Genomic DNA, 19,209 nt, shown 5'->3' with positions numbered 1-19,209 from the left:
GAAGACCGTTATAGTGGATTAACTTTAAATCAGGACAAGGCGACGAAGCCGCAGATAGTACATCAGGACAAGGCGATGAAGCCGCAGATAGTACAGATAGTACGGAACCGATTCACTTGGTGCTTTAAGCACCTTAGAGAATTGTTCTCTTTGAGCTAAGGCGAGGCAACGCCGTAATGGTTTAAAGTTAATCCACTATATCGTTTATGGCGGACAGTTCGCATAATTGGACTGCTTTACTTCTTAAGGCCGGGGCTGGGGTAAAAAGTTCGTCATAATTATCAATTTGATAAATCAAGCACCTATCCCGAGTCTTCCAAATGAGGAGGTTTTTTATTGATCCTGTCTGCATTCGGCTGAGACGGCGGCCTTATTCTGCGTACCCGTCCGATGGGAGGCGGAAGGAAGCATTCCTGATGCCAATTTATGGCAAAAGGTCGTCTGAAAACCTGGATATCGGTTTTCAGACGACCTTTTGATGTCGGCGTAAAACGGCTTACTTGAATTTGTAAGTGTATTGCAGGCCGATGATGTCGGCGTGGTTTTTGAAGTGCGCGCTGGATGCGCCTTTGCTGTCCACATCGCTGCCGGTGGCTCGGGCGGTGTGGTAGCGGGTGTCGTTGATGTGGATGTGGCTGTAAGCGGCATCGAGGACGTGGTTTTTGCCGATATGGTATTTCGCGCCGAGCGAGAACCAGATGCGGTTGCCGTCGGGTAGGCTGTTCATGCGGTAGCCGGCGTTTTTGACGGGCGAGCGGTCAAAGGCGATGCCTGCGCGCAGTTGCAGCGGGTCGGTCACTTGGTAAGAACCGCCGAGCGCGACTTTGTAAGTGTTGCGCCAGTTGGGGGTGATAACGGTGCGGTCGGATTTGCCGTTGACGACGTTTTTGGTGTTTTCAAAAACCAGTTCCGCTTTGTTGAAGCGGCTGTGGCGCGTCCAAGTTACATCGCTGAACAGGTTGAATTTGTCGGTGGCTTTGTACATGCCGTGAACGGACAAGGATTCGGGGGTTACAATTTTGACGCTTGCTTTTTCATGCGGAACGTAGCCGCGGGCGGCAAGCGCGCCCAAATCCCAAGCGCGGCGGGCGTATGCGCCGTCGGCTTCCCATTCTGCCGAGCCTTTGAGGGTGTGGGTTACTTTGGAGCGGTAGTTCACGCCGATCCGTGCGCGGTCGTTGATGTCCCACATCCAAGCGAGTTGATAGCCGAAGCCCCAGTCGTGGCCTTTTACTTCGGCGTGTCCGTCAGATTTGCCTTGCGCGCTGACGGACACGGGGCGGCCGGCGGCGCGTGAGGCAAGGCCGCTGGCGAGTTGGCTGATGGAGCCGGAGGCATCCCAGTCGGAATATTTGCGCAATTCGGCTTTGGAATATTGGGCGATCAAACCTGCACCGAAAGCATGGTTTTCATTGGCTTTCCAAGCGACGACCGGTTCGATGTCGATGCTGGTGAGGCTCAGTTTGTTGATGTTGTGGCGCAGTACGGAATCTTTTTCGTATTCGGTAGCAGAGCCGAAGGGGACGTACACGCCCAAGCCCAAAGTTACGTCGTCATTGACTTTGTATGCGCCGTAGAGGTGCGGGGCGACGGTGGTTTTGGTGATTTTGCCGCTTTTCGAGCCGGAAACATCGCCGCCTTGATAGTATTTTGCGGAATCGGCTTCGTAGTGGATGCTGGGCAGAACGATGTTGGCGTTGACGGAAACTTGGCTGCTGTCGAGTTTGGACAGGCCGGCAGGGTTGTAGAAGATGGTCGATGCGTCGGAGGCTTCCGCGCCGGAAGAGTTGGCAGTGCCTTGCGCGTTGACCGACTGCGTACCGAAATGGTAGCCCGAAGCGTGGACTGCGCCGGAGAAGAAGACTGCGCTGAGTAAGATTACGGTTTGTTTGATGGGTGAGTGTGTCATTTTCTTGTACCTGCGTGTAAATAATAAAGAGGTCGTCTGAAACAAACGCCTCCGTGTCAGGAGCGGGCTGACGGTTTGGAATCGGCATGTTGAATTGAAACGATGGTCCTTGAAGCGAAAATCCTGCAAGCTGCTTTTGCGCGGATTTTGAGGCTGAAGGACGGCAGTTTTCAATCAAAATACGGTTGTTTCCTAATGGTCATTCCGTTTGATTAGTGTAGGTACTCGATTCTATACCACGTTATCGCGTTTGCCTAATATTTTTGGACGCTTTCGGAAAAACTTGTGTGTTGCGTAGATAGGAGAGGGCGGGACTGTGGTAAAGATGTCATTGCGGGGTTTATTGATGACTTGGTTCCCTCTATTAGAGCTTTATGCACGAATACCCTGATAAACAAAAATAAATTTGCCATCTTTTTTATGAAAACTACCTTCTAGGGTTAGGCCAGTTTCCTTGTTATCTGCATATAAACAGCATTCGATTCCTATAACTTCTTCTGTACCATTCATTTCATATGTTTCAAATATTGCCCTATTATCATTTCGTGCGGTCAATGCTATTGCTTTGGGAGGTAATGATAATTTTTTATCTAAAAGATTTTCATCATCCAGTTCTTCCAAAATTTCCTCATACACACCTTTGTTAATCTGAAATTTGATTTCGAGTTGTTTAAAATCTCTCTGATTAAATAAATTTAGAAATTCTTCTATAAGGTCAAAAAAATTATCTTTCATTTGATCTTTGGGCATATTCATTTCTTTCTTATTGAAAGTTGATTGGTTGAAGCTCTTACATTAGCCCTCAAGCCTGTTAGATATTCTCCAGCTTTCAAAGCAGCACACTTTTCTGTCTTTGCGTCTAGACTTGGGGTTCTTAAAAATTATAGACTCCTAGTGTTTCAGTGCTCAAAAATCTTGCTTCAAAAGAAAACGAAAGGTCGTCTGAAAACCCGTTTCCAAGTTTTCAGACGACCTCTTGGTTATCTGCCGTTTGCGTGTCGATTATTTAACGCGCAGCACTTCCAGCGTATTGGTCGAACCGGATTCGCGCATTTGCGAACCGCTGGTGATGATGTATTGGTCGCCGGAACTTAAGATTTTATGTTCGACCAACATGGCTTCCACTTCGTTCAGCGCGGTATCGTGGTCGGTGCTGGTTGCCAAAATCAGCGGGCGCACGCCCCGATACATTGCCATACGGCGTTGGGCGGAAATGCTCGGGGTCAGCGCGAAAATCGGCAAGGTGATGTTGTGGCGGCTGACTTCGAAGGCGGTCGAACCGCTTTCAGTCAGGGCAACGATGGCTTTGGCGTGAACTGCGCGCGCAACGCTGACTGCACCGCCGGCAATCGCCAAGTTGGTGCTGACGGCTTCGGGATACTCGACCTGTTCGGCAACGCCGTTGAGCGAATCTTGTTCTTTTTCCGCAGCCGCACAAATAATCGCCATTTGGCTGACGGTTTCAAACGGATACGCGCCGACGGCGGTTTCGGCGGAACACATCACCGCATCGGTACCGTCCAATACTGCGTTGGCCACGTCGCTGACTTCCGCGCGGGTCGGTACAGGGTTGGTGATCATGGATTCCATCATTTGGGTTGCGGTAATGCTAAAGCGGCGCAACTCACGAGCGCGGCGGATCATGCGTTTTTGCAGGGCGGGGACGGCTGCGTGTCCGACTTCGACCGCCAAGTCGCCGCGCGCCACCATGATACCGTCGCTGGCGAGGATGATTTCGTCCAAGTTTTCAATCGCTTCCACACGTTCGATTTTGGAAACCAAGCCGGGGCGAACGGCAGTGCTGCCTTTCATTTCTTCTTCGACTTTGGCGCGGGCAGTGTGCAAATCTTCGGCGGATTTCACAAAGCTGATGGCGAGGTAGTCGCAACCGATGGCAATCGCGGTTTTCAGGTCACGGAAGTCTTTCTCGGTCAACGCACCTGCGGACAAACCGCCACCGCGTTTATTGATGCCTTTGTTGCTTTTCAACACATGGCTGTTTTCAACTTTAGTAACAATCTTACTGCCGTCGACGGATTCCACGGTCAAAGTCAGCAAACCGTCGTCCAGCCACAAAACATCGCCTGCAACGACATCATTAGGCAGGTCGCGGTAGTCCAAACCGACCGCGTCGCGCGTGCCTTCGCCTTCGAGCGCGGCATCCAGAACCAGCGTTTCGCCTTTATTCAGTTCGATGCTGCCGCCGGCGATTTTGCCGACGCGGATTTTCGGACCTTGCAAGTCAGCGAGGATGGCGATTTCCTGTCCAGCACGTTTTGCCGCTTCACGCACGATGCGGGCGTTTTCCTGATGGAACTCAGGCGTGCCGTGGCTGAAATTGAAACGGATGACATTCAGACCGCCTACACGGATCATGTCTTCCAACAACTGGACATTGTTGCTGCCCGGCCCCAACGTAGCGACGATTTTGGTGTTGTGGCTGATGCGGGTTACATCGCGTTTTGCATTACTCATGTGAAGCGTCCTTTCGGTCAATCCGTTGATAAATGGCATACGGCTTTGTTGTAAAATTACATAATTTCATCCAAGCGTCGTCTGAAATTTGTAGGGTGAAATCCTGCGTTGAGACAGTTAAGCCGTAAATCATGATACAAATTAATATTTTGGCATTCTACTCTCAAAGCTAAACAACTGGTGGAAAATTACAGAATTTTCTGACTTAGGCTAAATTTAATTTTACATACGTTCGAGCCGGCAATCCGCTACAATACCGTCTGCAACTTTTCAGACGACCTCATAAATAGACATATATAGATATAGTGCGAATACGTCGTCTGAAACGGCATCATCTTTCCATTCATACCTTATTTCATCATTATCTGACACAACCATGCTAAGACGAATGCTCACTTCCTTGCCCATAGGTATTATGCTTGCCGATATGGTTTATGGTTTCGTTTTAAATATTATTCAAGGGCTTAACCTTCAGCAGCAAGCGTCGCCTGCTTCGGATGGCGGTCTGGCGGTAACGCCCGATATTGCTTTCAACAGCCTCCAAATCGTTGCAAACGGCGGAATGGTCCTCACCATCGGGTTTGGATTGATTGTCTTGTTACAGCTAAACCGTACAGTGCTAAAACGGCAGATTTTGCCCATCGGTATTTTTCGAACGCTGGGACTGATTGCCGTGTTGGCTTTCAGCGTACCTTCATTGTGGGAATGGTTTAATGCTGCATTGACCCTGTCGGCGGGCGGGAATGTCCTTAATACCAACAATCCGCGCTATTTGGTTTCCGCCTTGTGCATGCCGTTTATTGCCTTTTTATGTTTAGTGCGGCTGTTTGGCTGGTATAAGTTGCACACGCGCCAGCCCGAACAAACTCCGCTGACGGAGTTGCAGAAATAGCAGTTTCGATATGAAGCGCATCTGAGTGGTTTAAAATAAACCATATATATTGAGAAGAGGTCGTCTGAAATTTTGTTGTAGATGAAATTTCAGACGACCTTTTATATCGTTGAACAACAATTAAGACTGTCAAAATTCAGAACAGAATATCGATGGATTGGGTAAACCTCAAATCTGTCGGATAGCGGTAAATAATCTGCGGCAAGCCTAAGATTTTTCTTGAAAACTTCTTTATTGTCGTGGTATAGTGCAGGGCTTGGTACAAATGTGCCAAGTTTTATCTTTGTCCGAAGGCAGGCCAATCGTAGCCCGCCCCTTTACTTTAAAAGGAAAATAATCATGACTTTAGGTCTGGTTGGACGCAAAGTTGGTATGACCCGCGTGTTCGACGAACAGGGTGTTTCTGTTCCGGTGACCGTTTTGGATATGTCTGCCAACCGCGTTACACAAGTAAAATCCAAAGATGCTGATGGCTATACTGCCGTTCAAGTTACCTTTGGTCAGAAAAAAGCTAACCGTGTCAACAAAGCCGAAGCTGGACACTTTGCAAAAGCAGGTGTTGAGGCCGGTCGCGGTTTGATCGAGTTTGCTTTGACTGAAGAAAAACTGGCTGAATTGAAAGCCGGTGACGAAATCACCGTTTCTATGTTTGAAGTCGGTCAGCTGGTCGATGTAACCGGTACCTCTAAAGGTAAAGGTTTCTCCGGTACGATCAAACGTCATAACTTCGGTGCCCAACGTACTTCCCACGGTAACTCCCGTTCTCACCGTGTTCCAGGTTCTATCGGTATGGCGCAAGACCCAGGTCGCGTGTTCCCCGGTAAACGCATGGCCGGTCAATACGGCAACACCAAAGCAACTGTTCAAAAACTGGAAGTTGTACGTGTTGACGCAGAACGCCAACTGCTGTTGGTTAAGGGTGCTGTTCCGGGTGCGGTCAACAGCGATGTTGTAGTTCGTCCTAGCGTGAAAGTAGGTGCGTAATGGAATTGAAAGTAATTGACGCTAAAGGACAAGTTTCAGGCAGTCTGTCTGTTTCTGATGCTTTGTTCGCTCGCGAATACAATGAAGCGTTGGTTCATCAGCTGGTAAATGCCTACTTGGCAAACGCCCGCTCTGGCAACCGCGCTCAAAAAACCCGTGCCGAAGTAAAACACTCAACCAAGAAACCATGGCGTCAAAAAGGTACCGGTCGTGCCCGTTCCGGTATGACTTCTTCTCCGCTGTGGCGTAAAGGTGGTCGTGCGTTCCCGAACAAACCCGACGAAAACTTCACTCAAAAAGTAAACCGTAAAATGTACCGTGCTGGTATGGCGACTATTCTGTCCCAATTGGCTCGTGACGAGCGTTTGTTTGCTATCGAAGCGTTGACTGCTGAAACTCCTAAAACCAAAGTTTTTGCTGAACAAGTGAAAAATCTGGGTCTGGAGCAAGTGCTGTTTGTAACCAAACAGCTCGATGAGAATGTTTACTTGGCTTCACGCAACTTGCCAAACGTGTTGGTTTTGGAAGCTCAACAAGTTGATCCTTACAGCTTGCTGCGTTACAAAAAAGTAATCATCACTAAAGATGCAGTTGCACAATTAGAGGAGCAATGGGTATGAATCAACAACGTTTGACTCAAGTGATTTTGGCACCTATCGTTTCTGAAAAAAGCAACGTATTGGCTGAAAAACGTAACCAAATGACGTTTAAAGTTTTGGCAAATGCAACCAAACCTGAAATCAAAGCTGCTGTTGAGCTGCTGTTCGGTGTTCAAGTTGCTTCTGTAACTACCGTTACCACTAAAGGTAAAACTAAGCGTTTTGGTCGTGCTTTGGGCCGCCGCAGCGATGTTAAAAAAGCTTATGTAAGCTTGGCTGCTGGTCAAGAGTTGGATTTGGAAGCCGCTGCTGCAGCTGCAGATAAGGAATAAACAAAATGGCAATCGTTAAAATGAAGCCAACTTCTGCAGGCCGTCGCGGCATGGTTCGCGTGGTAACAGAAGGTTTGCACAAAGGTGCGCCTTATGCACCTTTGCTCGAAAAGAAAAATTCTACTGCCGGTCGTAACAATAATGGTCATATTACCACCCGTCACAAAGGCGGCGGTCATAAACACCATTACCGTGTTGTAGACTTTAAACGTAACAAAGACGGTATCCCTGCAAAAGTAGAGCGTATCGAATACGATCCTAACCGTACTGCCTTCATTGCGCTGTTGTGCTATGCAGACGGTGAGCGTCGCTACATCATCGCTCCTCGCGGTATTCAAGCTGGTGCTGTATTGGTTTCCGGTGCTGAAGCTGCCATCAAAGTAGGTAACACCCTGCCGATTCGCAACATCCCCGTTGGTACGACTATTCACTGTATCGAAATGAAACCTGGCAAAGGTGCTCAAATTGCACGTTCTGCCGGTGCTTCTGCGGTATTGCTGGCTAAAGAAGGCGCATACGCTCAAGTCCGTCTGCGCTCTGGCGAAGTTCGTAAAATCAACGTAGATTGCCGCGCAACTATCGGTGAGGTTGGTAACGAAGAACAAAGCCTGAAAAAAATCGGCAAAGCCGGTGCCAATCGTTGGCGCGGTATTCGTCCGACCGTTCGTGGTGTTGTCATGAACCCTGTCGATCACCCGCATGGTGGTGGTGAAGGTCGTACCGGTGAAGCTCGCGAACCGGTTAGCCCATGGGGTACTCCTGCTAAAGGCTACCGCACTCGTAATAACAAACGCACGGATAACATGATTGTTCGTCGTCGTTACTCAAATAAAGGTTAATTAGTATGGCTCGTTCATTGAAAAAAGGCCCATATGTAGACCTGCATTTGCTGAAAAAAGTAGATGCTGCTCGTGCAAGCAACGACAAGCGCCCGATTAAAACTTGGTCTCGTCGTTCTACCATTCTGCCTGATTTTATCGGTCTGACCATTGCTGTACACAACGGCCGCACTCATGTGCCGGTGTTTATCAGTGATAACATGGTTGGTCATAAATTAGGCGAATTCTCATTGACCCGTACCTTTAAAGGCCACTTGGCTGATAAAAAGGCTAAAAAGAAATAAGGTGAATCATGAGAGTAAATGCACAACATAAAAATGCCCGTATTTCAGCTCAAAAAGCTCGTTTGGTAGCTGATTTGATTCGTGGTAAAGACGTTGCCCAGGCTTTGAATATCTTGACTTTCAGCCCTAAAAAAGGTGCTGAACTGATTAAAAAAGTATTGGAATCAGCTATTGCAAATGCCGAGCACAATAACGGTGCCGACATTGATGAGTTGAAAGTGGTAACTATCTTTGTTGACAAAGGTCCAAGCTTGAAACGTTTCCAAGCTCGTGCCAAAGGTCGCGGTAACCGCATTGAAAAACAAACTTGTCATATCAACGTGACAGTGGGCAACTAAGGAAAAGCTATGGGACAAAAGATTAACCCTACAGGCTTTCGCCTGGCGGTAACTAAAGACTGGGCTTCAAAATGGTTTGCTAAAAGCACCGACTTTTCTGCTGTTTTGAAACAAGACATTGATGTTCGTAACTACCTGCGTAAAAAATTGGCGAATGCTTCTGTTGGTCGCGTAGTTATTGAACGTCCTGCAAAATCTGCACGTATTACCATCCACTCTGCCCGTCCAGGCGTAGTAATTGGTAAAAAAGGTGAGGATATCGAAGTTCTGAAACGTGATTTGCAAGCCTTGATGGGCGTGCCTGTTCATGTGAATATCGAAGAAATCCGTAAACCTGAATTAGATGCGCAAATTATTGCTGATGGTATTGCACAGCAATTAGAAAAACGTGTTCAATTCCGCCGTGCTATGAAGCGCGCAATGCAAAATGCTATGCGTTCAGGTGCAAAAGGCATCAAGATTATGACCTCTGGTCGTCTGAACGGTGCAGATATTGCCCGTAGCGAATGGTATCGCGAAGGACGTGTACCGCTACATACTTTGCGTGCAAACGTAGATTATGCAACTAGCGAAGCTCATACTACTTATGGCGTGCTGGGTTTGAAAGTTTGGGTCTATACTGAAGGCAATGTAAAGACTTCAGCTAAGCCTGAGCATGAAAAGAAACAAAGAAAGGCAGGTGGACGTAATGCTGCAGCCAACTAGACTGAAATACCGCAAGCAACAAAAAGGTCGCAATACTGGTATTGCTACTCGCGGTAACAAAGTAAGTTTCGGTGAGTTCGGTTTGAAAGCCGTTGGTCGTGGTCGTTTGACTGCCCGCCAAATCGAAGCTGCTCGTCGTACAATGACTCGCCACATTAAACGTGGTGGTCGTATTTGGATTCGTGTATTCCCTGATAAACCAATTACTGAAAAACCTATTCAAGTTCGTATGGGTGGCGGTAAAGGTAACGTGGAATATTACATTGCCGAAATCAAACCAGGCAAAGTGTTGTATGAAATGGACGGTGTTCCAGAGGTTTTGGCTCGTGAAGCATTTGAATTGGCTGCTGCCAAATTGCCTATTCCTACGACCTTTGTAGTAAGACAGGTAGGTCAATAATGAAAGCAAATGAATTGAAAGACAAATCTATTGAGCAATTAAATGCAGATTTGTTGGACTTGTTGAAAGCTCAGTTTGGCTTACGTATGCAAAACGCAACTGGTCAATTGGGTAAACCAAGCGAATTAAAACGTGTACGTCGCGATATTGCTCGTATTAAAACCATTTTAACTGAAAAAGGTGCTAAGTAATGAGCGAAAATAAAAATGTTCGTACTTTGCAAGGCAAAGTGGTAAGCGACAAAATGGACAAAACTGTTACAGTGTTGGTTGAGCGTAAAGTAAAACACCCTCTGTACGGTAAAATTATCCGTTTATCAACTAAAATCCATGCCCATGATGAAAATAATCAATATGGAATTGGTGATGTAGTGGTAATTGCGGAATCTCGTCCACTGTCAAAAACCAAATCTTGGGTTGTTAAAGAACTGGTTGAGAAAGCACGTACTGTTTAAAAATTAAGACAGTTAGCTTTAATAAGAAACGAAGTGTTGCGCCAAAGTGAATTTGAGTGTAAACTTCGTTTCTTATCTTTCAGTTTCTTCTGGAAGTTTCTTCCCTTCGGGATCCAAGACTGGTTTACTGGAACCGTGATGGTTTCATTTAGTTAGCTCATTTAAATAAGTGAGCGAGTTATATGAAAATGGTAAATTAAGTTGGTTAATTTAAAGGTACTAATATGATTCAAATGCAGACCATCTTAGATGTGGCTGATAACTCTGGTGCGCGTCGTGTGATGTGTATCAAAGTGTTGGGCGGATCTAAGCGTCGCTACGCTTCTGTTGGCGATATTATTAAAGTCGCAGTTAAAGATGCGGCCCCGCGTGGTCGCGTCAAAAAAGGTGATGTGTACAATGCAGTTGTTGTTCGTACTGCTAAAGGTGTACGTCGTCCTGATGGTGCGTTGATTAAATTTGATAACAACGCCGCCGTGTTGTTAAACAATAAACTTGAACCTCTGGGTACTCGTATTTTTGGACCGGTAACCCGCGAGTTGCGTACTGAGCGATTTATGAAAATCGTTTCATTGGCGCCTGAAGTATTATAAGGAATAGCGCGATGAATAAAATCATTAAAGGTGACCAAGTTGTTGTGATCACTGGTAAGGATAAAGGTAAGCAAGGCCAAGTGGTTCGCGTATTGGGTGGTAAAGTTGTTGTTGAAGGTGTTAACGTTGTTAAACGTCACCAAAAACCTAATCCGATGCGTGGTATTGAGGGTGGTATTGTTTCGAAAGAAATGCCGTTGGATATTTCTAATGTTGCAATCCTGAATTCTGAAACTAATAAAGCAGACCGTGTTGGTATTAAACTGATTGAAAATGAAGGCAAAGTGAAGCGCGTTCGTTTCTTCAAATCAAATGGCTCTGTTATTGGAGCATAAGGAGATAACATGGCTCGTTTGAGAGAGTTTTATAAAGATACAGTTGTTCCTGAATTGGTTAAACAGTTTGGTTACAAGTCAGTAATGGAAGTTCCTCGTATTGAAAAAATCACTTTAAATATGGGGGTTGGAGAGGCTGTTGCTGATAAAAAAGTTATGGAGCATGCGGTATCTGATTTGGAAAAAATTGCTGGTCAAAAACCAGTAGTTACTGTTGCTCGTAAATCTATCGCTGGCTTTAAAATTCGTGATAATTATCCTGTGGGTTGCAAAGTAACACTGCGTCGTGATCAAATGTTCGAATTTTTGGATCGTTTGATTACTATTGCATTACCTCGAGTGCGTGACTTCCGTGGTGTAAATGGCAAATCTTTTGATGGCCGTGGTAATTACAATATGGGTGTTCGCGAGCAAATCATTTTCCCGGAAATTGAATACGATAAAATTGATGCTTTGCGTGGTTTGAATATTACTATTACAACTACTGCAAAAACTGATGAAGAAGCTAAAGCTTTATTGTCACTGTTCAAGTTTCCGTTTAAAGGATAATCATGGCTAAGAAAGCACTTATTAATCGTGAGCTAAAACGTCAAGCTTTGGCGAAAAAGTTTGCAGCCAAACGTGAGGCAATTTTTGCTGTTATTAATGATGCGAATGCAACTGAAGAAGAGCGTTTTGAAGCTCGTCTGAAATTCCAATCCATTCCACGTAATGCAGCTCCTGTACGTCAACGTCGTCGTTGTGCTTTGACAGGTCGTCCTCGTGGTACTTTCCGTAAATTCGGTTTGGGTCGTATTAAAATCCGTGAAATCGCTATGCGTGGCGAGATTCCGGGTGTTGTTAAAGCTAGCTGGTAATAGGAGTATTAATAATGAGTATGCATGATCCTATTTCCGATATGTTGACTCGTATTCGTAATGCGCAACGTGCCAATAAGGTAGTAGTTGCCATGCCTTCTTCCAAATTAAAGTGTGCAATTGCAAAAGTCTTGAAAGAAGAAGGTTATATCGAGGATTTTTCGGTTTCTGCTGATGCGAAGCCGGTATTGGAAATTCAATTGAAATACTATGCAGGTCGCCCTGTGATTGAGCAAATTAAACGTGTTTCACGTCCAGGTTTGCGTATTTACAAAGCTTCTAGCGAAATTCCTAATGTTATGAATGGCTTGGGTATCGCTATTGTTAGTACTTCTAAAGGTGTGATGACTGACCGCAAGGCTCGTTCTGAGGGTGTTGGTGGTGAGTTGTTGTGCATCGTAGCCTAGTGGAGAAAAGTAAATGTCACGTGTCGCAAAAAACCCAGTGACTGTTCCTGCTGGTGTAGAAGTAAAATTTGGAACAGAAGCATTGGTTATCAAGGGTAAGAATGGCGAGTTGTCCTTTCCTTTGCATTCTGATGTAGCCATTGAACTGAACGATGGCAAATTGACTTTTGCTGCAAAAAATGACAGTAAGCAGGCAAATGCTATGTCAGGGACTGCTCGTGCATTAGTTAATAATATGGTCAAAGGTGTTTCAGAAGGTTTTGAGAAAAAACTACAATTGATTGGTGTGGGTTATCGCGCTCAAGCTCAAGGCAAAGTTTTGAATTTGTCTCTGGGTTTTTCTCATCCAATCGTATATGAAATGCCAGAAGGCGTTTCTGTTCAAACTCCTAGCCAAACAGAGATCGTTTTGACTGGTGCAGATAAACAAGTAGTTGGTCAAGTCGCTGCTGAAATTCGTGCATTCCGTTCTCCTGAACCTTATAAAGGTAAGGGTGTTCGTTATGTAGGTGAAGTAGTAGTGATGAAAGAAGCCAAGAAAAAATAATTGAGGTTCACTAATGGATAAACATACAACCCGACTCCGTCGTGCACGCAAAACCCGTGCACGTATTGCGGACTTGAAAATGGTAAGATTATGTGTGTTCCGTAGCAATAATCATATTTATGCTCAAGTAATTAGTGCTGAAGGTGATAAAGTATTGGCTCAAGCCTCTACATTGGAAGCTGAAGTGCGTGGTAGTCTGAAATCTGGTAGCAACATCGAGGCAGCTGCAGTAGTAGGAAAGCGCATTGCTGAGAAAGCTAAAGCAGTAGGTGTAGAAAAAGTTGCTTTTGATCGTTCAGGTTTCCAATATCACGGTCGTGTGAAAGCTTTGGCTGAAGCTGCACGTGAAAATGGTTTAAGCTTCTAATAATTGGAGACTTTCAGATGGCAAAACATGAAATTGAAGAACGTGGTGACGGCCTGATTGAAAAAATGGTCGCAGTTAATCGCGTAACTAAAGTAGTTAAAGGTGGCCGTATCATGGCTTTCTCTGCGCTAACAGTTGTTGGTGATGGCGATGGTCGTATTGGTATGGGCAAAGGTAAGTCAAAAGAAGTGCCGGTAGCTGTTCAAAAAGCAATGGATCAGGCTCGTCGCTCTATGATTAAAGTACCTCTAAAAAATGGTACGATTCATCATGAGGTTATTGGACGTCATGGTGCTACCAAAGTCTTTATGCAACCTGCTAAAGAAGGTAGTGGTGTAAAGGCAGGTGGTCCTATGCGCTTAGTCTTTGATGCTATGGGTATTCATAACATTTCTGCTAAAGTGCATGGTTCTACAAATCCTTATAACATTGTACGAGCTACATTAGACGGCTTGTCTAAGTTGTATACACCTGCAGATATTGCTGCTAAACGTGGCTTAACAGTAGAAGACATTTTAGGAGCAAGCCATGACTGAGCAAAAAAAGATTAAAGTTACATTGGTGAAGAGCCTGATTGGTACAATTGAATCTCATCGTGCATGTGCTCGTGGTTTAGGTTTGCGTCATCGTGAGCATACAGTAGAGGTTTTAGATACCCCTGAGAACCGTGGCATGATTAACAAAATCAGCTACTTGTTGAAAGTGGAGTCTTGATATGTTTCTAAATTCTATTCAACCTGCTGAGGGTGCTACCTACGCCCGTCGTCGTGTGGGTCGTGGTATTGGTAGCGGTTTAGGTAAAACCGGTGGTCGTGGTCATAAAGGTCAAAAAAGCCGTTCTGGTGGTTTTCATAAAGTAGGTTTTGAAGGCGGTCAAATGCCTTTACAACGTCGCCTACCAAAACGTGGTTTTAAATCATTGACTGCTGCTGCAAATGCCGAGATTCGTTTGAGTGAATTGAACTTACTTGCTGTAAATGAGATTGATGTATTGGTTCTCAAGCAAGCTGGGTTGGTTTCTGCAACTGTTTCTAATGTGAAAGTTGTTGCCTCTGGTGAGCTTTCAAAAGCTGTTGTCCTGAAAGGCATTAAGGCCACTAAGGGTGCTAAAGCAGCAATTGAAGCTGCTGGTGGTAAAGTGGAAGAATAAGGCTTGCATTACAGTGGCTAATCAACAATCTTTATCAGGCTTGTCCAAATTTGGAGATCTGAAAAAACGCCTAACGTTTCTTTTGGGTGCGTTAATTGTTTTTCGTATTGGTGCACATATCCCAGTACCTGGCGTAGATGCTGTTGCTTTAGCTAAATTATACGAAAGCGCTGGGAACGGCATACTAGGCATGTTGAACATGTTTTCTGGTGGTTCGTTAGAGCGCTTTAGTATATTTGCAATTGGCATCATGCCATATATTTCAGCATCAATAATTGTTCAGTTGGCTTCTGAAATTATTCCTTCTTTAAAGGCATTAAAAAAGGAAGGTGAGGCTGGTCGAAAAGTTATTACGAAATATACAAGATATGGTACGGTACTATTGGCCATCTTACAGAGTTTTGGTGTAGCTACCTTTGTATTCCAGCAAGGTGTAGTTGTTACTAATTCTTTGGAGTTCCATATTTCTACAGTAGTTAGCTTAGTCACAGGTACAATGTTCCTGATGTGGTTAGGTGAGCAGATTACAGAGCGTGGGATTGGGAATGGTATTTCCTTGATTATTACTGCTGGTATTGCTGCCGGTATTCCTTCTGGTATCGCAAGATTATTAGCTTTAACGAGTCAAGGGTCAATTGGTATGCCAACGGCTGTGTCAATTGTTATTGGTGCGTTACTGTTAATTTATATTGTTGTATATTTTGAAAGTGCTCAGCGTAAAGTTCCCGTGCATTATGCAAAACGCCAAGTTGGCAGTGGTGTAATGCAAGGTTCAAATACGCATATGCCCTTTAAGTTGAATATGGCAGGCGTAATACCTCCCATCTTTGCATCAAGTATTATTTTGTTTCCATCCACTTTGTTAAGTTGGTTTGGTCCTAGTGATACAGGCAGTTTGTTGCATAAAATTACTGGTTTGCTTCAGCATGGGCAAGCTTTGTATATTTTGCTATTTACAGTGGCAATTATTTTCTTTTGCTATTTTTATACAGCCTTAGTTTTTAGCCCAAAAGAAATGGCAGAGAATTTAAAGAAAAGTGGTGCTTTCGTGCCAGGAATTCGACCAGGTAAGCAAACTTCGCAATATCTGGAACAGGTTGTGTTGCGCCTCACTTTGTTTGGTGCATTATATATTACAACTATTTGTTTAATTCCAGAGTTCTTGACAACAGCTTTGAATGTTCCTTTTTATTTGGGTGGTACATCTTTACTAATTTTAGTTGTAGTGACAATGGACTTTAGTACCCAAATTAACTCTTACCGCATGACTCAGCAATATGAGAGTTTAATGAGCGGTCTTGATATGAAATCTTTATCACGTAAGTAGAATTATGGCTAAAGAAGATACCATACAAATGCAGGGGGAGATTCTTGAAACTCTACCTAACGCAACTTTTAAAGTAAAGCTTGAGAATGACCATGTTGTATTAGGTCATATTTCCGGGAAAATGCGTATGCACTATATCCGGATCTCTCCTGGGGATAAGGTGACGGTAGAACTGACACCTTATGATTTAACTCGAGCTCGGATTGTCTTTCGAGCTAGATAAAACGATATAAGGAAATATAATGCGTGTACAACCGTCTGTAAAGAAAATTTGCCGCAACTGTAAGATTATCCGTCGTAATCGAGTAGTTCGTGTAATTTGTACTGATCCTCGTCACAAGCAGCGTCAAGGCTAAGGGAACTTTTCTTTTAGTAAGACTTTGTGGTATAGTGACGAACTTTGCCGTTTAAAGGAAAAAATATGGCTCGTATTGCAGGGGTGAATATCCCTAATAATGCACATATCGTAATTGGCTTGCAGGCTATTTATGGTATTGGTGCTACTCGTGCTAAATTGATTTGCGAGGCAGCAAATATTGCTCCCACTACTAAAGCAAAAGATTTGGACGAGGCTCAATTAGACGCTTTGCGTGAACAAGTTGCTAAATATGAAGTGGAAGGTGACTTGCGTCGTGAAGTAACGATGAGCATCAAACGATTGATGGACATGGGTTGTTATCGTGGTTTCCGTCATCGTCGCGGTTTGCCTTGTCGTGGTCAACGCACTCGCACAAATGCTCGTACCCGTAAAGGTCCGCGTAAAGCGATTGCTGGTAAAAAATAATTTTTAAGGAATTTTATTAATGGCTAAAGCAAACACAGCTTCGCGTGTACGTAAAAAAGTACGTAAAACCGTAAGCGAAGGTATTGTGCATGTACATGCTTCTTTCAACAATACCATCATTACAATCACTGACCGTCAAGGCAATGCATTGTCTTGGGCTACCTCTGGCGGTGCTGGTTTTAAAGGTTCTCGTAAAAGTACACCATTTGCAGCTCAGGTAGCTGCAGAAGCAGCTGGTAAAGTTGCCCAAGAATATGGCGTTAAAAATTTAGAAGTTCGTATAAAAGGTCCTGGCCCTGGTCGAGAGTCTTCTGTACGTGCACTCAACGCTCTTGGTTTTAAAATTACCAGTATTACTGACGTTACTCCGTTGCCTCATAACGGTTGCCGTCCGCCTAAAAAACGTCGTATTTAAAGGAGTGATTGAAACATGGCACGTTATATTGGCCCTAAATGTAAATTGGCACGTCGAGAAGGCACCGATTTATTTCTGAAGAGCGCTCGTCGTTCTTTGGATTCTAAATGTAAACTTGATTCAGCTCCTGGTCAGCATGGTGCAAAGAAACCACGTTTGTCTGACTATGGCTTGCAATTGCGTGAAAAGCAAAAGATTCGTCGTATTTATGGCGTTTTAGAACGTCAATTCCGTCGCTATTTTGCAGAAGCAGATCGACGTAAAGGCTCTACCGGTGAATTACTGTTGCAATTGTTAGAGTCTCGTTTGGATAATGTAGTATATCGCATGGGATTTGGCTCGACTCGTGCAGAAGCACGTCAGCTGGTTTCTCATAAAGCAATTACCGTTAACGGTCAGGTTGTAAATATTCCTTCTTTCCAAGTTAAAGCAGGTGATGTTGTAGCTGTTCGTGAGAAAGCTAAAAAACAAGTTCGTATTCAAGAAGCTTTAAGTTTGGCAACTCAAATTGGTTTGCCAAGCTGGGTCTCTGTTGATGCAGACAAATTGGAAGGTGTATTTAAAAATATGCCGGATCGTTCAGAATTAACTGGCGATATTAATGAACAGCTGGTGGTAGAATTCTACTCTAAATAATGCTAGCTCAGTGAGGGACAGTTAAATGCAAAATAGCACAACCGAATTTTTGAAACCTCGTCAAATTGATGTCGATACTTTATCTACAACTCGTGCAAAAGTATCTATGCAGCCGTTTGAGCGCGGTTTTGGTCATACTTTAGGTAATGCTTTGCGTCGTATCTTACTGTCATCCATGAATGGTTTTGCTCCTACTGAAGTGGCCATTTCCGGTGTGTTGCACGAATACTCTACTGTTGATGGCGTTCAAGAAGATGTTGTCGATATTTTATTGAATGTCAAAGGTATTGTATTTAAGCTGCATGGACGTGGCCAAGTTCAGTTAACTTTGAGAAAGTCAGGTGCTGGTGCAGTTGTTGCCGGTGATATCGAATTGCCACATGATGTGGAAGTTTTAAATCCTGAACATATTATTTGTCATTTGGCTGAGAACGGTCAAATTGAGATGGAAATCAAAGTTGAGCAGGGCCGTGGCTACCAATCTGTTTCCGGTCGTCGTGTCGTCCGTGATGAAAACCGTCAGATTGGTGCAATTCAGTTGGATGCGAGCTTTTCGCCCATCAGTCGTGTTAGCTTTGAAGTTGAACCTGCACGCGTAGAGCAACGTACGGACTTAGATAAGTTAGTTTTAGATATTGAAACTGATGGTTCTATTGATCCTGAAGAAGCTGTACGTAGTGCCGCTCGTATTTTAATTGATCAAATGTCTATTTTTGCTGATTTGCAAGGTACTCCAGTAGAAGAAGTTGAAGAAAAAGCTCCTCCTATTGATCCTATCCTGCTGCGCCCGGTAGATGATTTGGAATTAACTGTACGTTCAGCTAATTGTCTGAAAGCTGAAGATATTTATTATATTGGCGATTTGATTCAACGTACTGAAACAGAGCTTCTTAAAACTCCGAATTTGGGTCGTAAATCTTTGAATGAAATCAAAGAAGTGTTGGCATCTAAAGGTCTGACACTAGGTTCCAAATTGGAAGCTTGGCCGCCTGTAGGCTTAGAAAAGCCGTAAGTTTGAAGATTAAAGGATAATGACATGCGTCATCGTAATGGTAACCGCAAATTAAACCGTACAAGCAGCCATCGTGCTGCAATGCTGCGTAATATGGCGAACTCATTGTTGACTCACGAGACTATTGTGACAACTTTGCCCAAAGCCAAAGAATTACGCCGTGTAGTAGAGCCCTTGATTACTTTGGGCAAAAAACCTTCCTTGGCAAACCGTCGTTTGGCATTTGACCGCACTCGTGATCGTGATGTTGTAGTTAAATTGTTTGATGAATTGGGTCCACGTTTTGCTGCTCGTAATGGTGGCTATGTTCGTGTACTGAAATATGGTTTCCGCAAAGGCGACAATGCACCTTTGGCATTGATTGAATTAGTAGACAAAGCAGCAGAAGCTGCCGAGTAGTCTAATACACCATAATAAAACACCATTTGTTTTCTCAAATGGTGTTTTATTATATGCAAACTACCTTCTGAATATTTTAAAAGCCCTATTTATAGTCAATTAAAATCAAAATAGGACAGTACGCATCGTCAAATCGAGCGTAATCAGACAAAACGGTTCGCAGATACCG

At 44.3% G+C, this 19,209-nt stretch carries 32 protein-coding genes; 29 read left to right on the top strand and 3 right to left on the bottom strand.

What is annotated here, in order from left to right; all coding sequences use genetic code 11:
* Positions 1 to 496: 496 nt before the first annotated feature.
* From HMPREF2572_RS02630 to pyk, 3 genes are all read right to left on the bottom strand, one after another.
* The gene (locus HMPREF2572_RS02630) at positions 497 to 1,909 is read right to left on the bottom strand and encodes an OmpP1/FadL family transporter (RefSeq protein WP_070496125.1); all 1,413 of its coding nucleotides are present in this window, start codon (positions 1,907 to 1,909) and stop codon (positions 497 to 499) included.
* A gap of 372 nt (positions 1,910 to 2,281) precedes the next feature.
* Positions 2,282 to 2,659 carry a hypothetical protein gene (locus tag HMPREF2572_RS02625; RefSeq protein ID WP_246827744.1) on the bottom strand — a complete coding sequence of 126 codons (378 nt, stop codon included), beginning with the start codon at positions 2,657 to 2,659 and terminating at the stop codon, positions 2,282 to 2,284.
* Between the two features lie 252 nt (positions 2,660 to 2,911).
* Positions 2,912 to 4,384 (bottom strand): pyruvate kinase, encoded by a 1,473-nt coding sequence (gene pyk / locus HMPREF2572_RS02620; RefSeq protein WP_070496121.1) that lies wholly within the window; start codon positions 4,382 to 4,384, stop codon positions 2,912 to 2,914.
* A 388-nt stretch (positions 4,385 to 4,772) separates the two neighbouring features.
* Between pyk and HMPREF2572_RS02615 the strand changes: the two genes are divergently transcribed.
* The 29 genes from HMPREF2572_RS02615 (at position 4,773) to rplQ (ending at position 19,040) form a co-directional block, all read left to right on the top strand.
* A complete protein-coding gene (locus HMPREF2572_RS02615; RefSeq protein WP_070496119.1) occupies positions 4,773 to 5,276 on the top strand; it encodes a hypothetical protein in 504 nt (167 codons plus the stop codon).
* A 339-nt stretch (positions 5,277 to 5,615) separates the two neighbouring features.
* The gene (gene rplC, locus HMPREF2572_RS02610) at positions 5,616 to 6,260 is read left to right on the top strand and encodes a 50S ribosomal protein L3 (RefSeq protein ID WP_003675875.1); all 645 of its coding nucleotides are present in this window, start codon (positions 5,616 to 5,618) and stop codon (positions 6,258 to 6,260) included.
* Positions 6,260 to 6,880 carry a 50S ribosomal protein L4 gene (gene rplD, locus HMPREF2572_RS02605; RefSeq protein ID WP_002218573.1) on the top strand — a complete coding sequence of 207 codons (621 nt, stop codon included), beginning with the start codon at positions 6,260 to 6,262 and terminating at the stop codon, positions 6,878 to 6,880. The genes rplC and rplD overlap by 1 nt, the downstream gene beginning before the upstream one ends.
* On the top strand, positions 6,877 to 7,191 hold the full coding sequence (rplW, locus tag HMPREF2572_RS02600; protein WP_210385283.1) for a 50S ribosomal protein L23: 315 nt from the start codon (positions 6,877 to 6,879) through the stop codon (positions 7,189 to 7,191). Before rplD ends, rplW begins: the two co-directional genes overlap by 4 nt.
* 5 nt (positions 7,192 to 7,196) lie before the next feature.
* Positions 7,197 to 8,030, top strand: coding sequence for a 50S ribosomal protein L2 (rplB, locus tag HMPREF2572_RS02595; RefSeq protein WP_003742892.1), 834 nt, complete (start codon positions 7,197 to 7,199; stop codon positions 8,028 to 8,030).
* A 5-nt stretch (positions 8,031 to 8,035) separates the two neighbouring features.
* Positions 8,036 to 8,314: a 30S ribosomal protein S19 gene (gene rpsS, locus HMPREF2572_RS02590; RefSeq protein ID WP_002215422.1), complete on the top strand. Its 279-nt coding sequence runs from the start codon at positions 8,036 to 8,038 to the stop codon at positions 8,312 to 8,314.
* Positions 8,315 to 8,322: 8 nt separating this feature from the next.
* Positions 8,323 to 8,652, top strand: a complete 330-nt coding sequence (rplV, locus tag HMPREF2572_RS02585; RefSeq protein WP_003675877.1) for a 50S ribosomal protein L22 — start codon at positions 8,323 to 8,325, stop codon at positions 8,650 to 8,652.
* A gap of 9 nt (positions 8,653 to 8,661) precedes the next feature.
* A complete protein-coding gene (gene rpsC / locus HMPREF2572_RS02580) occupies positions 8,662 to 9,357 on the top strand; it encodes a 30S ribosomal protein S3 (RefSeq protein WP_003675878.1) in 696 nt (231 codons plus the stop codon).
* Positions 9,341 to 9,757 carry a 50S ribosomal protein L16 gene (rplP, locus tag HMPREF2572_RS02575; RefSeq protein ID WP_070496115.1) on the top strand — a complete coding sequence of 139 codons (417 nt, stop codon included), beginning with the start codon at positions 9,341 to 9,343 and terminating at the stop codon, positions 9,755 to 9,757. Before rpsC ends, rplP begins: the two co-directional genes overlap by 17 nt.
* Positions 9,757 to 9,948 carry a 50S ribosomal protein L29 gene (gene rpmC / locus HMPREF2572_RS02570; protein WP_003675882.1) on the top strand — a complete coding sequence of 64 codons (192 nt, stop codon included), beginning with the start codon at positions 9,757 to 9,759 and terminating at the stop codon, positions 9,946 to 9,948. Before rplP ends, rpmC begins: the two co-directional genes overlap by 1 nt.
* Positions 9,948 to 10,211: a 30S ribosomal protein S17 gene (rpsQ, locus tag HMPREF2572_RS02565; RefSeq protein ID WP_003707145.1), complete on the top strand. Its 264-nt coding sequence runs from the start codon at positions 9,948 to 9,950 to the stop codon at positions 10,209 to 10,211. The genes rpmC and rpsQ overlap by 1 nt, the downstream gene beginning before the upstream one ends.
* A 224-nt stretch (positions 10,212 to 10,435) precedes the next feature.
* Entirely contained in the window at positions 10,436 to 10,804 is a 369-nt protein-coding gene (gene rplN, locus HMPREF2572_RS02560) for a 50S ribosomal protein L14 (protein ID WP_002215434.1), read from the top strand.
* 11 nt (positions 10,805 to 10,815) lie between these two features.
* Positions 10,816 to 11,139 carry a 50S ribosomal protein L24 gene (gene rplX / locus HMPREF2572_RS02555; protein WP_070496113.1) on the top strand — a complete coding sequence of 108 codons (324 nt, stop codon included), beginning with the start codon at positions 10,816 to 10,818 and terminating at the stop codon, positions 11,137 to 11,139.
* A gap of 9 nt (positions 11,140 to 11,148) precedes the next feature.
* Positions 11,149 to 11,688: a 50S ribosomal protein L5 gene (gene rplE / locus HMPREF2572_RS02550; protein WP_070496111.1), complete on the top strand. Its 540-nt coding sequence runs from the start codon at positions 11,149 to 11,151 to the stop codon at positions 11,686 to 11,688.
* Positions 11,689 to 11,690: 2 nt separating this feature from the next.
* Complete coding sequence (gene rpsN / locus HMPREF2572_RS02545) at positions 11,691 to 11,996, top strand: 30S ribosomal protein S14 (RefSeq protein WP_003684736.1); 306 nt, start codon at positions 11,691 to 11,693, stop codon at positions 11,994 to 11,996.
* A 14-nt stretch (positions 11,997 to 12,010) separates the two neighbouring features.
* Positions 12,011 to 12,403: a 30S ribosomal protein S8 gene (gene rpsH, locus HMPREF2572_RS02540; RefSeq protein ID WP_003742898.1), complete on the top strand. Its 393-nt coding sequence runs from the start codon at positions 12,011 to 12,013 to the stop codon at positions 12,401 to 12,403.
* 13 nt (positions 12,404 to 12,416) lie between these two features.
* Positions 12,417 to 12,950 carry a 50S ribosomal protein L6 gene (gene rplF / locus HMPREF2572_RS02535; RefSeq protein WP_039408163.1) on the top strand — a complete coding sequence of 178 codons (534 nt, stop codon included), beginning with the start codon at positions 12,417 to 12,419 and terminating at the stop codon, positions 12,948 to 12,950.
* Between the two features lie 13 nt (positions 12,951 to 12,963).
* The gene (rplR, locus tag HMPREF2572_RS02530; protein ID WP_070496109.1) at positions 12,964 to 13,317 is read left to right on the top strand and encodes a 50S ribosomal protein L18; all 354 of its coding nucleotides are present in this window, start codon (positions 12,964 to 12,966) and stop codon (positions 13,315 to 13,317) included.
* A gap of 17 nt (positions 13,318 to 13,334) precedes the next feature.
* Positions 13,335 to 13,853 carry a 30S ribosomal protein S5 gene (gene rpsE, locus HMPREF2572_RS02525; RefSeq protein WP_003742903.1) on the top strand — a complete coding sequence of 173 codons (519 nt, stop codon included), beginning with the start codon at positions 13,335 to 13,337 and terminating at the stop codon, positions 13,851 to 13,853.
* Positions 13,846 to 14,031, top strand: a complete 186-nt coding sequence (rpmD, locus tag HMPREF2572_RS02520; protein ID WP_003759717.1) for a 50S ribosomal protein L30 — start codon at positions 13,846 to 13,848, stop codon at positions 14,029 to 14,031. Before rpsE ends, rpmD begins: the two co-directional genes overlap by 8 nt.
* A gap of 1 nt (position 14,032) precedes the next feature.
* A complete protein-coding gene (gene rplO / locus HMPREF2572_RS02515) occupies positions 14,033 to 14,467 on the top strand; it encodes a 50S ribosomal protein L15 (RefSeq protein ID WP_070496107.1) in 435 nt (144 codons plus the stop codon).
* 13 nt (positions 14,468 to 14,480) lie between these two features.
* Positions 14,481 to 15,794 (top strand): preprotein translocase subunit SecY, encoded by a 1,314-nt coding sequence (gene secY / locus HMPREF2572_RS02510; RefSeq protein WP_070496157.1) that lies wholly within the window; start codon positions 14,481 to 14,483, stop codon positions 15,792 to 15,794.
* 4 nt (positions 15,795 to 15,798) lie between these two features.
* Positions 15,799 to 16,017: a translation initiation factor IF-1 gene (gene infA, locus HMPREF2572_RS02505; RefSeq protein ID WP_003684714.1), complete on the top strand. Its 219-nt coding sequence runs from the start codon at positions 15,799 to 15,801 to the stop codon at positions 16,015 to 16,017.
* 19 nt (positions 16,018 to 16,036) lie between these two features.
* Positions 16,037 to 16,150 (top strand): 50S ribosomal protein L36, encoded by a 114-nt coding sequence (gene rpmJ, locus HMPREF2572_RS13065; RefSeq protein WP_003697674.1) that lies wholly within the window; start codon positions 16,037 to 16,039, stop codon positions 16,148 to 16,150.
* A 65-nt stretch (positions 16,151 to 16,215) separates the two neighbouring features.
* Entirely contained in the window at positions 16,216 to 16,578 is a 363-nt protein-coding gene (gene rpsM, locus HMPREF2572_RS02500; protein WP_003749295.1) for a 30S ribosomal protein S13, read from the top strand.
* Positions 16,579 to 16,597: 19 nt separating this feature from the next.
* Positions 16,598 to 16,993 (top strand): 30S ribosomal protein S11, encoded by a 396-nt coding sequence (gene rpsK, locus HMPREF2572_RS02495; RefSeq protein ID WP_002216249.1) that lies wholly within the window; start codon positions 16,598 to 16,600, stop codon positions 16,991 to 16,993.
* Positions 16,994 to 17,008: 15 nt separating this feature from the next.
* Complete coding sequence (rpsD, locus tag HMPREF2572_RS02490) at positions 17,009 to 17,629, top strand: 30S ribosomal protein S4 (RefSeq protein WP_003742907.1); 621 nt, start codon at positions 17,009 to 17,011, stop codon at positions 17,627 to 17,629.
* Between the two features lie 25 nt (positions 17,630 to 17,654).
* Entirely contained in the window at positions 17,655 to 18,641 is a 987-nt protein-coding gene (gene rpoA, locus HMPREF2572_RS02485) for a DNA-directed RNA polymerase subunit alpha (RefSeq protein ID WP_049228586.1), read from the top strand.
* A gap of 24 nt (positions 18,642 to 18,665) precedes the next feature.
* Positions 18,666 to 19,040: a 50S ribosomal protein L17 gene (gene rplQ / locus HMPREF2572_RS02480; protein WP_009313013.1), complete on the top strand. Its 375-nt coding sequence runs from the start codon at positions 18,666 to 18,668 to the stop codon at positions 19,038 to 19,040.
* Positions 19,041 to 19,209: the final 169 nt, after the last annotated feature.

Origin of the sequence: Neisseria sp. HMSC064E01 (genome assembly GCF_001808875.1) — a bacterium.
GTDB classification, from domain to species: Bacteria; Pseudomonadota; Gammaproteobacteria; order Burkholderiales; family Neisseriaceae; genus Neisseria; species Neisseria sicca_A.
The sequence above is the reverse complement of the archived record's forward strand: the minus strand, read 5'-3'. Positions and strand labels throughout refer to the sequence as shown.

Excerpts from the sequence above, each read along its gene's own strand:
- rpsC (WP_003675878.1), top strand. The coding sequence starts at position 8,662 with ATGGGACAAAAGATTAACCCTACAGGCTTTCGCCTGGCGGTAACTAAA.
- rplE (WP_070496111.1), top strand. The coding sequence starts at position 11,149 with ATGGCTCGTTTGAGAGAGTTTTATAAAGATACAGTTGTTCCTGAATTG.
- rplQ (WP_009313013.1), top strand. The coding sequence starts at position 18,666 with ATGCGTCATCGTAATGGTAACCGCAAATTAAACCGTACAAGCAGCCAT.
- rpsK (WP_002216249.1), top strand. The coding sequence starts at position 16,598 with ATGGCTAAAGCAAACACAGCTTCGCGTGTACGTAAAAAAGTACGTAAA.
- rpsQ (WP_003707145.1), top strand. The coding sequence starts at position 9,948 with ATGAGCGAAAATAAAAATGTTCGTACTTTGCAAGGCAAAGTGGTAAGC.
- rpsM (WP_003749295.1), top strand. The coding sequence starts at position 16,216 with ATGGCTCGTATTGCAGGGGTGAATATCCCTAATAATGCACATATCGTA.
- rplW (WP_210385283.1), top strand. The coding sequence starts at position 6,877 with ATGAATCAACAACGTTTGACTCAAGTGATTTTGGCACCTATCGTTTCT.
- rplF (WP_039408163.1), top strand. The coding sequence starts at position 12,417 with ATGTCACGTGTCGCAAAAAACCCAGTGACTGTTCCTGCTGGTGTAGAA.
- rplO (WP_070496107.1), top strand. The coding sequence starts at position 14,033 with ATGTTTCTAAATTCTATTCAACCTGCTGAGGGTGCTACCTACGCCCGT.
- HMPREF2572_RS02625 (WP_246827744.1), bottom strand. The coding sequence starts at position 2,659 with ATGCCCAAAGATCAAATGAAAGATAATTTTTTTGACCTTATAGAAGAA.
- rpmD (WP_003759717.1), top strand. The coding sequence starts at position 13,846 with ATGACTGAGCAAAAAAAGATTAAAGTTACATTGGTGAAGAGCCTGATT.
- rplX (WP_070496113.1), top strand. The coding sequence starts at position 10,816 with ATGAATAAAATCATTAAAGGTGACCAAGTTGTTGTGATCACTGGTAAG.
- pyk (WP_070496121.1), bottom strand. The coding sequence starts at position 4,384 with ATGAGTAATGCAAAACGCGATGTAACCCGCATCAGCCACAACACCAAA.
- rpsD (WP_003742907.1), top strand. The coding sequence starts at position 17,009 with ATGGCACGTTATATTGGCCCTAAATGTAAATTGGCACGTCGAGAAGGC.
- infA (WP_003684714.1), top strand. The coding sequence starts at position 15,799 with ATGGCTAAAGAAGATACCATACAAATGCAGGGGGAGATTCTTGAAACT.
- rpsS (WP_002215422.1), top strand. The coding sequence starts at position 8,036 with ATGGCTCGTTCATTGAAAAAAGGCCCATATGTAGACCTGCATTTGCTG.
- rplV (WP_003675877.1), top strand. The coding sequence starts at position 8,323 with ATGAGAGTAAATGCACAACATAAAAATGCCCGTATTTCAGCTCAAAAA.
- rplP (WP_070496115.1), top strand. The coding sequence starts at position 9,341 with ATGCTGCAGCCAACTAGACTGAAATACCGCAAGCAACAAAAAGGTCGC.
- rplC (WP_003675875.1), top strand. The coding sequence starts at position 5,616 with ATGACTTTAGGTCTGGTTGGACGCAAAGTTGGTATGACCCGCGTGTTC.
- rplN (WP_002215434.1), top strand. The coding sequence starts at position 10,436 with ATGATTCAAATGCAGACCATCTTAGATGTGGCTGATAACTCTGGTGCG.
- rpsE (WP_003742903.1), top strand. The coding sequence starts at position 13,335 with ATGGCAAAACATGAAATTGAAGAACGTGGTGACGGCCTGATTGAAAAA.
- HMPREF2572_RS02615 (WP_070496119.1), top strand. The coding sequence starts at position 4,773 with ATGCTCACTTCCTTGCCCATAGGTATTATGCTTGCCGATATGGTTTAT.
- rpmJ (WP_003697674.1), top strand. The coding sequence starts at position 16,037 with ATGCGTGTACAACCGTCTGTAAAGAAAATTTGCCGCAACTGTAAGATT.
- rpoA (WP_049228586.1), top strand. The coding sequence starts at position 17,655 with ATGCAAAATAGCACAACCGAATTTTTGAAACCTCGTCAAATTGATGTC.
- rpsH (WP_003742898.1), top strand. The coding sequence starts at position 12,011 with ATGAGTATGCATGATCCTATTTCCGATATGTTGACTCGTATTCGTAAT.
- rpsN (WP_003684736.1), top strand. The coding sequence starts at position 11,691 with ATGGCTAAGAAAGCACTTATTAATCGTGAGCTAAAACGTCAAGCTTTG.
- HMPREF2572_RS02630 (WP_070496125.1), bottom strand. The coding sequence starts at position 1,909 with ATGACACACTCACCCATCAAACAAACCGTAATCTTACTCAGCGCAGTC.
- rpmC (WP_003675882.1), top strand. The coding sequence starts at position 9,757 with ATGAAAGCAAATGAATTGAAAGACAAATCTATTGAGCAATTAAATGCA.
- rplB (WP_003742892.1), top strand. The coding sequence starts at position 7,197 with ATGGCAATCGTTAAAATGAAGCCAACTTCTGCAGGCCGTCGCGGCATG.
- rplD (WP_002218573.1), top strand. The coding sequence starts at position 6,260 with ATGGAATTGAAAGTAATTGACGCTAAAGGACAAGTTTCAGGCAGTCTG.
- rplR (WP_070496109.1), top strand. The coding sequence starts at position 12,964 with ATGGATAAACATACAACCCGACTCCGTCGTGCACGCAAAACCCGTGCA.